Source organism: Planomonospora sp. ID91781 (genome assembly GCF_015711595.1).
Classification (GTDB): Bacteria; Actinomycetota; Actinomycetes; order Streptosporangiales; family Streptosporangiaceae; genus Planomonospora; species Planomonospora parontospora.
Genome location: NZ_JABTEY010000001.1, coordinates 1452291 through 1465512, shown reverse-complemented (window position 1 = coordinate 1465512; position 13222 = coordinate 1452291). Strand labels below are relative to the sequence as shown.

General features: G+C 74.4%; 11 protein-coding genes. 7 read left to right on the top strand and 4 right to left on the bottom strand.

Annotated features, from left to right (window positions below; all coding sequences use genetic code 11):
- The first annotated feature begins 10 nt into the window (after positions 1-10).
- The 3 genes from HS048_RS06855 to HS048_RS36885 all read left to right on the top strand — a co-directional run bounded on the left by HS048_RS06855 (position 11) and on the right by HS048_RS36885 (position 5457).
- Positions 11-850: an undecaprenyl-diphosphate phosphatase gene (locus HS048_RS06855; protein WP_196466474.1), complete on the top strand. Its 840-nt coding sequence runs from the start codon at positions 11-13 to the stop codon at positions 848-850.
- A gap of 109 nt (positions 851-959) precedes the next feature.
- Positions 960-2429, top strand: coding sequence for a serine/threonine-protein kinase (locus tag HS048_RS06850; protein WP_196466473.1), 1470 nt, complete (start codon positions 960-962; stop codon positions 2427-2429).
- A 229-nt stretch (positions 2430-2658) separates the two neighbouring features.
- The gene (locus HS048_RS36885) at positions 2659-5457 is read left to right on the top strand and encodes an ATP-dependent RNA helicase (RefSeq protein WP_230881238.1); all 2799 of its coding nucleotides are present in this window, start codon (positions 2659-2661) and stop codon (positions 5455-5457) included.
- 70 nt (positions 5458-5527) lie between these two features.
- On the opposite strand, the gene HS048_RS06835 is transcribed toward HS048_RS36885, so the two are convergent.
- Positions 5528-6229 (bottom strand): hypothetical protein, encoded by a 702-nt coding sequence (locus HS048_RS06835; RefSeq protein WP_196466472.1) that lies wholly within the window; start codon positions 6227-6229, stop codon positions 5528-5530.
- Between the two features lie 229 nt (positions 6230-6458).
- On the opposite strand from HS048_RS06835, the gene HS048_RS06830 reads away from it, so the two are divergent.
- The 3 genes from HS048_RS06830 (at position 6459) to HS048_RS06820 (ending at position 8962) form a co-directional block, all read left to right on the top strand.
- Entirely contained in the window at positions 6459-7322 is an 864-nt protein-coding gene (locus HS048_RS06830; RefSeq protein ID WP_068896305.1) for an SPFH domain-containing protein, read from the top strand.
- 2 nt (positions 7323-7324) lie between these two features.
- Positions 7325-7507 carry a hypothetical protein gene (locus HS048_RS06825; RefSeq protein WP_068896303.1) on the top strand — a complete coding sequence of 61 codons (183 nt, stop codon included), beginning with the start codon at positions 7325-7327 and terminating at the stop codon, positions 7505-7507.
- 90 nt (positions 7508-7597) lie between these two features.
- Positions 7598-8962 carry an amidase family protein gene (locus HS048_RS06820; protein ID WP_307832381.1) on the top strand — a complete coding sequence of 455 codons (1365 nt, stop codon included), beginning with the start codon at positions 7598-7600 and terminating at the stop codon, positions 8960-8962.
- A 25-nt stretch (positions 8963-8987) separates the two neighbouring features.
- Here HS048_RS06820 and HS048_RS06815 read toward each other — a convergent pair whose 3' ends face one another.
- From HS048_RS06815 to deoC, 3 genes are all read right to left on the bottom strand, one after another.
- Positions 8988-9827, bottom strand: coding sequence for an aldehyde dehydrogenase family protein (locus HS048_RS06815; protein ID WP_196467815.1), 840 nt, complete (start codon positions 9825-9827; stop codon positions 8988-8990).
- Positions 9828-10246: 419 nt separating this feature from the next.
- Entirely contained in the window at positions 10247-11671 is a 1425-nt protein-coding gene (locus tag HS048_RS06810) for an aldehyde dehydrogenase family protein (protein ID WP_068896300.1), read from the bottom strand.
- A 4-nt stretch (positions 11672-11675) separates the two neighbouring features.
- Positions 11676-12632 (bottom strand): deoxyribose-phosphate aldolase, encoded by a 957-nt coding sequence (deoC, locus tag HS048_RS06805; protein WP_068896298.1) that lies wholly within the window; start codon positions 12630-12632, stop codon positions 11676-11678.
- 337 nt (positions 12633-12969) lie between these two features.
- Here deoC and HS048_RS06800 point away from each other — a divergent pair, with 337 nt between their 5' ends.
- Positions 12970-13137, top strand: coding sequence for a hypothetical protein (locus HS048_RS06800; protein WP_157237458.1), 168 nt, complete (start codon positions 12970-12972; stop codon positions 13135-13137).
- Positions 13138-13222: the final 85 nt, after the last annotated feature.

Below are 13222 nucleotides of genomic sequence, written 5' to 3'. Positions count from 1 at the left end.
GGCATCCACGTTGATCGGCTGGTTCGAAGCGGTGGTCCTCGGACTCCTTCAGGGACTGACGGAGTTCCTGCCCATCTCCTCCAGCGCCCACATCCGGGTCGTCTCCGCCTTCCTCGGCTGGCCGGATCCGGGCGCCGCCTTCACCGCGGTGATCCAGCTCGGCACCGAGGCCGCGGTGCTCATCTACTTCCGCAAGGAGATCTGGGAGATCATCTCCACCTGGACCCGGGCCCTGTGGACGCCCGCGCTGCGCGCGCACCACGCCGCCCGCATGGGCTGGTACGTGATCGTCGGCACGCTCCCGATCCTCGTCCTGGGCCTGCTGTTCGAGGAGAAGATCGACACGATCTTCCGGGACCTGCGCCTGATCGGCACCACGCTGATCGTCTTCGGCCTGATCCTCTGGCTCGCCGACCGGAAGGCCCGCGACAAGCTCACGCTGGAACGGCATCTCAGCTTCACCCACTCCGTCGTCTACGGCCTCGCCCAGTCCCTCGCCCTGATCCCGGGCGTCTCCCGCTCCGGCGGCACGATCACCGCGGGCCTGCTGCTCGACTACCGCCGCGAGGAGGCCGCGAAGTACTCCTTCCTGCTGGCCATCCCCGCCGTGCTGGGCGCGGGCGTGCTGAAGCTGTTCGACATCGGCGAGGAGCAGGCGCCCGCCTGGGGGCCGACCATCCTGGCGACCGTGATCTCGTTCGCGGTCGGCTACGCGGCGGTCTCCTGGTTCCTGAAGTACATCAGCACCCACCGCTTCACCGGCTTCGTGATCTACCGGGTGGTCCTCGGCGTGGTGATCATCGCCCTGGTGAGCTTCGGCGTCCTGGACCCCTCCGCGGGCCAGGGGTGACCCGGGCGGGACCGGTCCCCGCCCGGAGCCCGTCATGGTCGGTTTCAGTAACGGCACAGTGATCAGAAATGCCTGACATGTCCGGCCGCGCCGGGCAAGATTGCCGGTGATGAACAGGCAGCCGCCTCCGGACCCCGGCGTCCCGCCGCACCGCATCGGGGTCTACACCCCGGTCCGCCGCCTCGGCGAGGGCGGCATGGGCATCGTCCACCTGGCGCGCGACCCCGCGGGCCGGCAGGTGGCGCTCAAGGTCATGCGTCCTCAGCTCGCCGCGCAGGAGGAGTTCCGCCGGCGCTTCCGCAAGGAGGCGGAGGCCGCGCAGAAGGTCGCGCGCTTCTGCACGGCGGCGGTGCTCGACGTGGGCATGGAGGACGGTCGGGCCTATCTCGTCACCGAGTACGTCGAGGGCCCGGACCTCGCGACCGTCATCGAGGAGCAGGGGCCCGTCACCGGGTCCAACCTGGACGCCCTGGCCGTCGGGGTGGCCACGGCCCTGTCGGCCATCCACCGGGCGGGGGTCGTCCACCGGGACCTCAAGCCGTCGAACATCCTGCTCAGCCCGGTCGGGCCGCGCGTCATCGACTTCGGCATCGCCCAGCTCGCGGAGGCGGCGAGCGGGGACACCGGCGTGGTGATCGGCACCCCTTCGTACATGTCCCCCGAGCAGGTCAACGGCGAGCGCGTCACGGCGGCGGCCGACATCTTCGCGTGGGGCTGCGTGGTCGCCTACGCCGCCACCGGCCGCCCCCCGTTCGGCGGCGGGGCCGCTCCGTCGGTCCTCTACCGGGTCGCCCACCACGCACCGCACCTCGACGGGCTCGACGAACGGCTGCGCCCCCTCGTCGAGCGGGCGCTCGACAAGGACCCCGCCCGCCGGCCCACCGCCCAGCAGCTCATCGACCGGCTCCTCGGCCAGGAGGAGGTGGCGGCCGAGGCCGCGACCAAGGCGGTCAGCGACAGCTGGACCCCGGCCCGGCCCCGGGTCCCCACCCGGATCGCGTCCGGCCCCGGCTCGCCGGTCGACGGCTCTTCGATCGCCGGCTCTCCGGCCGACGGCTCCCGGAGCCGGTGGACGGTGCCGGTGCTCGCCGCGGTCACCGCGCTCGCGGTCGCGGCGGCCGTGCTCTCCTTCGTCCTCCGGCCGGACGCAGGCGGGCGGGAGCCGTCCGGGAACGGCCTGCCGGTCGGCCGGGACCTCCGGATCGACGGGATCCCCCTGCACGTCGAGATCGCCTCACTCACCCGCAAGGGGCAGGGGGTGACCCTGCAGTGGTCGGTCCGCAACGCCGGCACCGACGACTGGAACCCGTGGACCGCGTTCGGGTCGCAGTCGGCGACGGCCCCGTTCTACTACAACAGCACCGCGGGCGTGATGCTGGTGGACCCCTCCAGCGGCAGGAAGTACGGTCCCACGACCGACGGGGACACCTGCTCGTGCAGCCCCACCACGGGGACCCTCGCACCGGGGGACACCGAGTCGTACTACTCCGTCTTCACCGGGGTGCCCGAGTCCGCGGAGGAACTGGGCGTCCAGATCCCCAGTGTCGGGCTGTTCGCGAACGTGCCGATCTCCTCGTAGCGCTCCTCGTTCCGGCCGGCCGGATCCGGCGGGTTGAATGGGGGTCGTGACGGCGAACGGACAGGACCACAGCGGACGGCCGCCGGACGGACCGGGCCACGGCGGACGGACCGGGGACAGGCCGGGCCGCAGCAGACGGGCCACGGACGGACCGGGCCACGGTGGACGGACCGCGAACGGACCGGGCCATGGCAGACGGGCCGCCGACGGGCCGGGGAGCACCGGGCGCCTGCGCTCCGAGTGGTCGGGCCTGCCCGTCCGGCACGCCCTGCCCGAGCTGCTCGCCGCCCTGGACGCATGCGGCACCGCCGTGCTCGTCGCGCCTCCCGGCACCGGCAAGACCACCCTCGTCCCGCTCGCCCTCGCCGGGCTCCTCGACGGCTCGGCCCGCGGCAGGGTGGTCGTGGCCGAGCCGCGCCGGATGGCGGTGCGGGCCGCGGCCCGGCGCATGGCCTGGCTGCTGGGCTCGGAGGTCGGCGCCGAGGTGGGCTTCTCGGTCAGGGGCGAGCGCCGGGCCGGACCGGGCACCGTCGTCAAGGTCGTCACCACCGGCGTCCTCCTCCAGCGCCTCCAGCGCGACCCCGAGCTGGACGGCGTGCACACGGTCCTGCTCGACGAGTGCCACGAGCGCCACCTGGACGCCGACACCGCCCTCGCCTTCCTCCTCGACGTCCGCGCGACCCTCCGCCCCGACCTGCGGATCCTCGCCGCCTCGGCCACCGCCGACGCCGGCCCCTGGGCCCGCCTGCTCGCCACCGGAACCCCCGGTGACACCGCCTCCTCCACGGATCGGGAGACCACCGCCGGCCTCTCCTCCGGACCGGGAACCGCCACCGGACCGGGAACCGCGCCCGGACCGGGAACCGCGCCCGGCCCCGGCACGCCGGAGCCCGCGGCGCCGATCGTCAGCGCCTCCGGCGCCATGCACCCCGTCACCCCGGTCTGGGCCCCGCCCACCCGGCCCGTCACCCCGCCGCACGGCCTGCGCGTCGACCCCGCCTTCCTGGCCCACGTCGCCGACGTCGTGCGGCGGGCGCTCGCCGAGCACGACGGGGACGTGCTCTGCTTCCTGCCGGGGGTCGGCGAGATCGGCCGCGTCGCCGGAATGCTCGCCGACCTCGAGCGCTCCGGCGGTCCGGAGGGAGACGGCCGTGCGGGCCGTCTCGGCGAACCGCAGGGCGGCGGCCGCACGGACCGCCCCGGCGAACCGCAGGGCGGGCGCCCGGCCCGCCCCGGCGGGCTGCGGATCCTCCAGGTCCACGGCCAGGCCCCGGCCCGCGTCCAGGACGAGGTCCTCTCCCCCGACCCCGGCGGCGCCCGGCGGGTGGTCCTGGCGACCTCTGTCGCCGAGTCGAGCCTCACCGTGCCCGGCGTCCGGATCGTGGTCGACTCCGGCCTGGCCCGCGAGCCCCGCACCGACCACGCCCGCGGCCTGGGCTCCCTCACCACGGTCCGCGTCTCCCGCGCCTCCGCCGACCAGCGCGCCGGACGGGCGGGGCGGGAGGGCCCCGGCGTCGTCTACCGGTGCTGGTCCCCGGCCGAGCACGACCGGCTTCCCGAACACGGCCGCCCCGAGATCGCCCTCGCCGACCTGACCGGTTTCGCCCTCCAGGCCGCCTGCTGGGGCGACCCGGCCGCGCAGGGCCTGGCCCTGCTCGACCCGCCGCCGCCCGCCGCACTGGAGGCCGCACACCGTACGTTGCGCGCCCTCGGCGCCCTCGTGACCCCGGGCACGGCAGACGGCGCGGACGACGCGGGAGTGGAGGGCGCTCCCGCCCTCTCCAGGGCCCGGGTCACCGGCCGAGGCCGCCGGATGGCCGCGGCCGGCGTCCACCCGCGCCTGGCCAGAGCCCTCGTCGACGCCGGCGGACGGGCCGCCGAGGTCGTCGCGCTGCTGTCGGAGCAGCTCCCCCGTGACGCGGGCGACGATCTGGTCGCGGTCTGGCGTACGGCCCGCCGAGGCGGCGACGGGTTCTCCGCCCGCTGGCGTCAGGAGGCCGGGCGTCTGGCCCGTGCCGTACCGGGGGAGAACGGCCGCGGAAGCGGAGCCGGTGCCGGGGAGCGGAGCGATGACGCGATCGCCGGGCTGGTGGTGGCGCTGGCCTACCCGGAACGGGTGGCCAGGCGGCGGGGCGGAGCCTACCTGATGGCCTCGGGAACCGCCGCGGAGTTGCCCGCGGGCTCCCGGCTCGGCTCCGCGGAATGGCTCGCGGTCGCGGTCGCGGACCGGCCCGCGGGCTCGGCGGCGGCCCGGATCAGGCAGGCCGTCGTGATCGACGAGGAGACCGCGAGATCGGCCGCCGCACCCCTGTACTCCGTCGCGGACGAGGTCGCCTGGCGCGTCCCGCCGGGAGAGCGGCGGGGGGACGTCACGGCCCGCCGGGTCGAGCGCCTCGGCGCCGTCGAACTCTCCTCGGTCCCCCTCAGCGACGCCGACGTCCGGCCCGCCCTGCTGGACGGCCTGCGCGCCGAGGGCCCGTCGATCCTGCGCTGGACCCCCGAGGCCGCCGCCCTGCGCGAGCGCCTGGCGTTCTGCCGGCGCGCGCTCGGCGATCCCTGGCCGGCCGTGGACGACGCCGCCCTGGTCGAGGCCGCCGACCTCTGGCTGGAGCCCGAGCTGTCCCGCGCCCGCCGCCGCGCCGACCTGGAGCGCCTCGACGCGGCCGCGGCCCTGCGCCGGCTGGTCCCGTGGAGCGCCCGCCTGGACGAGACGGCCCCCGAGCGGATCGAGGTGCCGAGCGGGTCACGGATCAGGATCGACTACTCCGGCGAGCGGCCGGTCCTCGCCGCCAAGCTGCAGGAGCTGTTCGGCTGGGACGACGCCCCGCGGATCGCCGGGGTGCCCCTGGTCGTGCACCTGCTCTCCCCGGCGGGCCGCCCGGCCGCGGTCACCTCGGACCTGGCGTCCTTCTGGCGCGAGGGCTACCGCGCGGTCCGCGCCGAGCTGCGGGGCCGCTACCCCCGGCACCCCTGGCCCGAGGACCCCCTGTCCGCCGTCGCCACCCGCCGCGCCAACCCGCGCCGCTGAGCCCGCCCCCGGACCGTCAGGCGCTCCCGGACCGTCAGACGGTCCCAGGCCGTCAGACGGTCCCAGGCCGTCAGACGGGCAGGCGGTCCCGGGTGGGGACGATGTCCTCGAACCGGGTGACGGGCATGTCCCTGGAGCGGATGGTGCCGCCGAGGGCCGCGGCGAGGGCCACGGCGGCCTGGTAGAGGCGTTCCAGCTCCGGGTCGTCCGGGCCGTCGGGGCGGAGCTCCAGGTCGACCAGGTGGTCGGTGCCGTCCGTCCAGCCGGGCTCCGGATGGCTGTAGTGCACCTGGAGGCGCTCGTCCTCGCCGCCGACCCGGCACAGGCCCAGGTCGTGGTCGTGCTCGACGGCCCGCTCGCCGAGGACCGGGCGCACCAGATGGGCCACCTCCTCGCAGTCGAGCGCGGCGCGCCCGCCCAGGTTCACCTCGACGTCCACCTGGTCGTCGTGCTCCTCCGGCGGGTACAGCGCCCCGCCCATCCGGCTGGCCAGGCCGTTCAGCAGGAAGGTCCCCGCGGTCCGGTGCCCGCCGCCGCAGGCGATGATCGCCCCGCGCCGGTCCGCGGGCACGCGCGCCCTGGCGGCGAGGCCCTCGGTGAGCTCGGCCCAGCGGACCCGGGTCCCCCGCACGACGAACCAGTCCCCCGACGACGTCAGGTCGGGGTCGTACTGGCGGAGCAGGCCCTCCAGCCGGGCCGGCTCCGGGGGCCGGTAGGTGAGCAGAGCGGGATGACGTCGTAGCTGGCGTGCCGTGCGATCGAGGAACCACATGCCTCCCAGTGTGCGGGGGCGCACTTGGGACTCACTTGCAGGCCCGTGCCCGGCCGGGGAGGCCGCCCGCCGCACCGCTCGCGCGCCCCGCCCGCCGTACGGCTCACGCACCGCCACCCCTCGTACCGCTCGCCCACCCCGCCCGCCGTACGGCTTGCGCGCACCGCCGCCCCATGGGCTATCGTAGTGATATCACTTCGATAGACCCCCGATAGCAGAGGTGGGATTCATGGAACGACGTGCATTCCGGGTCAACGGCTTCATCGTCCTGATCGGCCTGCTGGTGCTGGGCGCGGCGCTGGCGGCGGTCGTGGTGTCGGCCGGCTGGACCGACTCGGTCGTGGCGCTGCTCGGCACCGTGGGCCCGTGGGGCCTCGCCGCGCTCGTCCTGCTCAGCGGGTTCACCGTGGTCAACCCCAACGAGGCGAAGGTCGTGCAGTTCCTCGGCCGCTACGTCGGCACGGTGAAGGAGACGGGCTTCCAGTGGGTCCTGCCGTTCACCACCAAGCAGCACGTCACCCTGAGGGTGCGCAACTTCGAGACGGCCAAGCTCAAGGTCAACGACGCCGACGGCAACCCGGTCGAGATCGCCGCGGTCGTCGTCTACAAGGTCACCGACACCGCCAAGGCCGCCTTCTCCGTCGACGACTACGAGGAGTACGTCGCGATCCAGTCCGAGGCGGCCGTCCGCCACCTGGCCACCAGCCACCCCTACGACGCCCACGAGGAGGGCCGGACCAGCCTGCGCGACGGCGCCGAGGTCGCCGGGGAGCTCACCGCCGAACTGCGCGAGCGCACCGAGCTCGCCGGTGTCGAGGTCCTGGAGGCGCGGATCACCCATCTCGCCTATGCTCCGGAGATCGCCCAGGCGATGCTGGTCCGCCAGCAGGCCGCCCAGGTCGTCGCGGCCCGCACGCACATCGTGGCCGGCGCCGTGGGCATGGTCCGGCTGGCGCTGGACAGGCTGGCCGAGGAGGGCGTGGTGGATCTGGACGAGGAGCGGAAGGCGCAGATGGTCTCCAACCTCCTGGTCGTCCTGTGCGGCGACCGGGCGACCCAGCCGGTGGTCAACGCCGGCAGTCTCTACTCCTGACCATGCCGGAGCGCAAGAAGCTCCTGCTCCGGCTCGATCCGGCCGTCTACGAGGCGATCGCCAGGTGGGCGGCCGACGACCTGCGCAGCATCAACGCCCAGATCGAGTACGCCCTGCGCCGGGCGCTCAAGGAGGCGGGCCGCGAGCCGCGCAGGTCGCCGGAGGACGACAAGTCACCCGATTGAGACATAGGGCGCTTCCCCTCGGAGTGCCCGCAGGACCACACTCGGTATATGTCGTGGGTGGGGAGATCCGCAGCGGAGATCGCGGAAGCCGTGCGGCAGGGAAAGGCCACGGCTCCGCGGGTCGTCGAAGAGCACCTCGGCGCGATCGCCGAACGCGACGGGCGCATCGGGGCGTTCCGCACGGTCCGCGCCGAGGCCGCGCTCGCCGAGGCGCACGCCGTACAGGAGCGCGAGGACCTCGCGGAGCTGCCGCTCGCCGGGGTGCCCGTGGCGGTCAAGGACAACGTCGCGGTCCGCGGTGAGACGCTCCGCAACGGCTCGGCCGCCACCTCCGGCGCCCCCGAGCCCGAGGACCACCCCGTGGTGGCCAGGCTCCGCGCGGCGGGCGCGGTGGTCGTCGGGATCACCAACGTGCCGGAGCTCTGCCTGGCCGGGTTCTCCGACAGCGTGTACGGCACGGCGCGCAACCCCTGGGACCCCGCCCGCACCCCCGGCGGTTCGTCCGGCGGGAGCGCCGCGGCCGTGGCGGCGGGGATGGTCCCGCTGGCCCACGGCAACGACGGGCTCGGCTCGCTGCGCATCCCGGCCGCCTGCTGCGGCCTCGTCACGATCAAGCCCGGCCACGGGCTGGTCCCGCCGCCGGAGCACGACTGGCACGCCATGTCGGAGAACGGCCCGCTCGCCACGACGGTGACCGACCTGGCCCTCGCCCTCGCCGTGATGGCCGGCGACATGTCCCTGGCCACGCCGGACCGGATCGAGTCCCTGCGGGTGGGGGAGACGATCGACGACTATCCGGGCGGGCTGCTCCCGTCCGAGCCGGTGCGGCTCCGGGTCGCCGTCGCGCCGCTGCCGCTCCCGCCGGGGTTCGCGGTGGACGAGGAGTTCCAGCGGGCGGTGACCGACGCCGCGCGCACCCTCGGCGAGGCCGGGCACACGGTCGTGGAGCACGGCGCCCGGCTGCCCGTCTGGCTCGGCTCCGCCGCGGTGGCCGCCTGGTTCGCGTGCGCCCGCGAGGACGTCGCGGGCCTCGACCGCCGCAGGCTGGAACGGCGGACGAAGGCCCTGGCCCGCGCAGGGAGGCTCCTCGGCCGGTTCGGCCTGGACGGGGCCAGGGGTCGCGACCGCTGGCGGGCCCACGGCGCCGACCAGTGGTTCGGCAACGCCGACGTGCTCGTCACCCCGGCGCTCGCCGCGCTCCCGCCGCCCGCCGCCCGCTGGGGCGAGCGCGGCCTGCTGGCCAACGTCCGCGTCAACCTGGCCTACGCCCCCGCCACCGCCGCCTGGAACCTGGCCGGCTGGCCCGCCATGACCGTCCCGTACGGCAGGCACTCCACCGGCGTGCCCATCGGCGTCCAGCTCGTCGCCGCTCCCGGCGGCGAGGCCCAGCTGCTCACCCTGGCGGCCCGGATCGAGGCCGCCCGCCCCTGGCCCCGCCACGCCCCGCCCCTCTGAACGGGCAGGACGCGGCGGGAAAGGGTCAGACGCCCGTCGGGTGCCAGACCGTCTTGGTCTCCAGGAAGGCCGTCATCCGGCGGACGCCGGGGTCGGCCGACCAGTCCGGGTCGGACGGGCGGAGCACCCGCTTGAGGTTCTCCGCCGCGGCCTGCTCGCACGCCACCGCCAGCTCCGCGTCGGCCACGCCGGTGAGGTCGATCGCGTTGACGTCCATGTGCGCGGCCAGCCACGGGGCGAGCTCCCTCACCGAGCCGGTGAGGACGTTCACCACGCCGCCGGGCAGGTCCGAGGTGGCGAGCACCTCGGCCAGCGTGATCGCCGGGAGCGGCGCCCGCTCACTGGCGACCACCACGCACGTGTTGCCGGTGACGATCACCGGGGCGATCACCGAGACCAGCCCCAGCAGCGGCTCGTCCGGCGCGACCACCGCGACCACGCCGGTCGGCTCCGGCGAGGAGAGGTTGAAGTACGGCCCGGCGACCGGGTTGGCCGCCCCCGCCACCGAGGTGATCTTGTCCGACCACCCGGCGTACCAGACCAGCCGGTCGACCGCCGCGTCCACGGCCTCGCCGGGCCGCCCGGCGCCGGTGTCGGCCAGCTCGGCGGCGAACTGCGCCCGGCGGCCCTCCAGCATCTCGGCGATCCGGTAGAGGATCTGCCCCCGGTTGTAGGCCGTCGCGCCCGACCAGCCGCCGAAGGCCTTGCGGGCCGCGACGACCGCGTCGCGGGCGTCCTTGCGGGAGGCCTTCGAGGCGTTGGCCAGGAACTCGCCTTCAGAGGAGGCCACGGGGTAGGACCTTCCGCTCTCCGACCGCGGGAACGCCCCGCCGATGTACAGCTTGTACGTCTTGCGCACGGCCAGCCGGGCGGACTCCCGCGAGTTCCCGCCCTCGCCGGACGCCGACCCGCTGGACGCCGACTCGCCGGAGTCCGCGACGCCGGGCCTCCCCGCGCCGGACCTCCCGGCGCCCGGCTTCCCCGCCCGGCCCGGCGCGCCGGATCGGCGCCCGTCCGGCGCCTCGTCCGCCCGCGCCCTGCCCGGCTGGTCCCTGCCCGGCAGGTCCTTGCCCGGCTGCTCCGCCTCAGTCATTTCCGCGCCCTCTCCACGTGCTCTGCTGCTGTGCCAGCCGTACCGGCACGAAGACCTGGCCGCAGCGGCTCACCCCGCACCGGTGGGCGAACCAGCCCCGCAGCGCCGGGCGACCGGCGCGGGCGAAACCGTGGCCCCGGGTGCTCTGGGACCGGCGGGCCCTGGAGCCGCCGGGTCCCGACCTCCGGTATTCACACATCGAGATACGCCTCCAGCCCGTGCCGTCCGCCCTCCCGGCCGTAGCCGGACTCCTTGTAGCCGCCGAACGGCGAGGTGGGGTCGAACTTGTTGAAGGTGTTGGCCCACACCACGCCCGCGCGGAGCCGGTCGGCCATCCACAGGATGCGCGAGCCCTTCTCCGTCCAGACGCCGGCCGACAGGCCGTACGGGGTGTTGTTGGCCTTCTCCACGGCCTCGGCCGGGGTGCGGAAGGTCAGCATGGCCAGGACCGGGCCGAAGACCTCGTCGCGGGCGATCCGGTGCGACTGGGCGACCCCGGTGAAGATCGTCGGCGGGAACCAGAAGCCCCGGCCCGGGAGCTCGCACGCCGGGGACCAGCGCTCGGCGCCCTCGGCCTCGCCGATGTCGGACAGTTCGCGGACCCGGGCGAGCTGCTCCGCGGAGTTGATCGCGCCGATGTCGGTGTTCTTGTCCAGCGGGTCGCCGAGCCGGAGCCTGCTCAGACGGCGCTTGAGCGCCTCCAGCAGCTCGTCAGCGACCGACTCCTGGACCAGCAGCCGGGAGCCCGCGCAGCAGACGTGGCCCTGGTTGAAGAAGATGCCGTCGACGATGCCCTCGACGGCCTGGTCGATCGCGGCGTCGTCGAAGACGATGTTGGCGGCCTTGCCGCCCAGCTCCAGGGTGACCTTCTTGCCGGAACCGGCGACGCTGCGCGCGATCAGGCGGCCGACCTCGGTGGAACCGGTGAAGGCGACCTTGTTCACGTCCGGGTGGTTCACCACGGCCGCGCCGGTCTCCCCCGCGCCGGTGACGATGTTCACCACGCCGGGCGGGAGGTCGGCCTGCCGGCAGATCTCCGCGAAGAGCAGTGCGGTCAGCGGCGTCGTCTCGGCGGGCTTGAGCACCACCGTGTTGCCGCAGGCCAGCGCCGGGGCGACCTTCCAGGCCAGCATGAGCAGCGGGAAGTTCCACGGGATGACCTGGCCGGCCACGCCCAGCGGCTTCGGGTCCGGGCCGTAGCCGGCGTGGCCGAGCTTGTCGGCCCAGCCCGCGTAGTAGAAGAAGTGCGCGGCGACCAGCGGCAGGTCCACGTCGCGCGCCTCGCGGATCGGCTTGCCGTTGTCCAGCGTCTCCAGCACCGCCAGCTCGCGCGAGCGCTCCTGGATGATGCGGGCGATCCGGAACAGGTACTTGGCCCGCTCGGAGCCGGGCATCGCCGACCAGGTGCCGAACGCCCTGCGTGCGGCCCGGACGGCGCGGTCCACGTCGGCCTCGGAGGCCGCGGCCACCTCGGCCAGGGTCTCCTCGGTCGCGGGGTTGATCGTCTTGAAGGCGGCGCCCGCCCCGTCGGTGAACTCGCCGTCGATGAACAGGCCGTAGGACGACTTGACGTCGACGACGTCGCGGGACTCGGGTGCCGGTGCGTACTCGAACATCGCCTCAGTCCAGGGTGAAGTAGTCGGGGCCCGCGTACCGGCCGGTCGCCATCTTCTGGCGCTGCATCAGCAGGTCGTTGAGCAGGGTGGAGGCGCCCAGGCGGAACCAGTCGGGGTCCAGCCAGCCCTCGCCGACGGTCTCGTTTACCAGGACGAGCATCTTGATCGCGTCCTTGGTGGTCCGGATGCCGCCCGCGGGCTTCACCCCGACCTTGCGGCCGGTCGCCGCCAGGAAGTCCCGGACCGCCTCCAGCATGATCAGCGTCACCGGGAGCGTCGCGGCGGGCTGGACCTTGCCCGTGGAGGTCTTGATGAAGTCGGCGCCGGCCAGCATCGCCAGCCAGGACGCACGCCGTACGTTGTCGTAGGTCGCGAGCTCGCCGGTCTCCAGGATCACCTTGAGGTGCGCGTCGTGCCCGCCTCCGGGGCGGGCGCAGGCGGCCTTGATCGCGGCGATCTCCTCGAAGACCTTCGAGTAGCCGCCCGACAGGAACGCGCCCCGGTCGATGACCATGTCGATCTCGTCGGCGCCGGCGGCCACCGCGAGCGCGGTGTCGGCGACCTTGACGTCCAGCGACGAGCGCCCGCTCGGGAACGCGGTGGCGACGCTGGCCACCTTCACGCCGGAGCCCGCGAGCGCGTCCACCGCCAGGGCGACCAGGTCGGGATAGACGCAGACCGCGGCCACCTTGGGCACGGACGGGTCGCTCGGATCGGGGTGGACGGCCTTGGCGCACATCGCGCGGACCTTGCCGGGCGTGTCCGCGCCCTCCAGGGTCGTCAGGTCCACCATGCGGATGGCCAGGTCGATCGCCTCCGCCTTGGCGGTCGTCTTGATCGACCGGGTACCGAGCATCGCGGCTCGCTGGTCCGCGCCCACCCGGTCGACACCGGGCAGGCCGTGCAGGAAGGCTCGCAGCGTGGCGTCGGACGAGGCCACGTCAGCGAGCGGAGTAGTCATGGTTGACACCACTCCAGCATGCCGACTCGTGTGTTCAGTTCCAAACTGGACATGGCCGAGACCGGTAACGGGTTTTCGTGAACATTCGCCGAGTTCAGCGACGGAACGGACCGCACACGGTCACGGCGCGCCCTGGACGCCCGCGGGGGCGGCGGGTCCCTCCACTGCTCCCGCCCGGCGGCCCTAGGCCCGTCCTAGGCGTCCGGGCGGACGTCCTAGGCCGTGGGTGAGGTGATCTCCGCCCCTAGATAAGGCATCCGTCCGATGTGGGACCGGGGGCCTTAGGGCGAATCTTGAGTGTGTAAGGAAATCGCACCGCTTCAAGGAGGAGCCCGACATGGGTCCCGAGATTCACTTCCAGGTAATGATCAGCCGCAACGCCGAGCTCCGCGAGGAGGCGGCCGCGCACCGCCGGGCGCGCGAGGTCCAGGCCGCCCGCAAGGTCCGCTCCGAGGGCGGTCTCCGCCGGGGGCTGCGCTTCTTCGGCAAGACCAGCGCCGCATGAGGTCCGTACGAGAGCCCGGCCGCACGCCTCTGCCCGGCCGGGCATCTCTGCCTCCGTAGGGGTTCTTCCGCCGCAGGCCGTTCGC

Bases quoted from the DNA above. Each gene is read 5' to 3' on its own strand.
- HS048_RS06830 (WP_068896305.1), top strand. From the start codon at position 6,459: ATGGAACGACGTGCATTCCGGGTCAACGGCTTCATCGTCCTGATCGGC.
- HS048_RS06835 (WP_196466472.1), bottom strand. From the start codon at position 6,229: ATGTGGTTCCTCGATCGCACGGCACGCCAGCTACGACGTCATCCCGCT.
- HS048_RS06800 (WP_157237458.1), top strand. From the start codon at position 12,970: ATGGGTCCCGAGATTCACTTCCAGGTAATGATCAGCCGCAACGCCGAG.
- deoC (WP_068896298.1), bottom strand. From the start codon at position 12,632: ATGACTACTCCGCTCGCTGACGTGGCCTCGTCCGACGCCACGCTGCGA.
- HS048_RS06810 (WP_068896300.1), bottom strand. From the start codon at position 11,671: ATGTTCGAGTACGCACCGGCACCCGAGTCCCGCGACGTCGTCGACGTC.
- HS048_RS06825 (WP_068896303.1), top strand. From the start codon at position 7,325: ATGCCGGAGCGCAAGAAGCTCCTGCTCCGGCTCGATCCGGCCGTCTAC.
- HS048_RS06850 (WP_196466473.1), top strand. From the start codon at position 960: ATGAACAGGCAGCCGCCTCCGGACCCCGGCGTCCCGCCGCACCGCATC.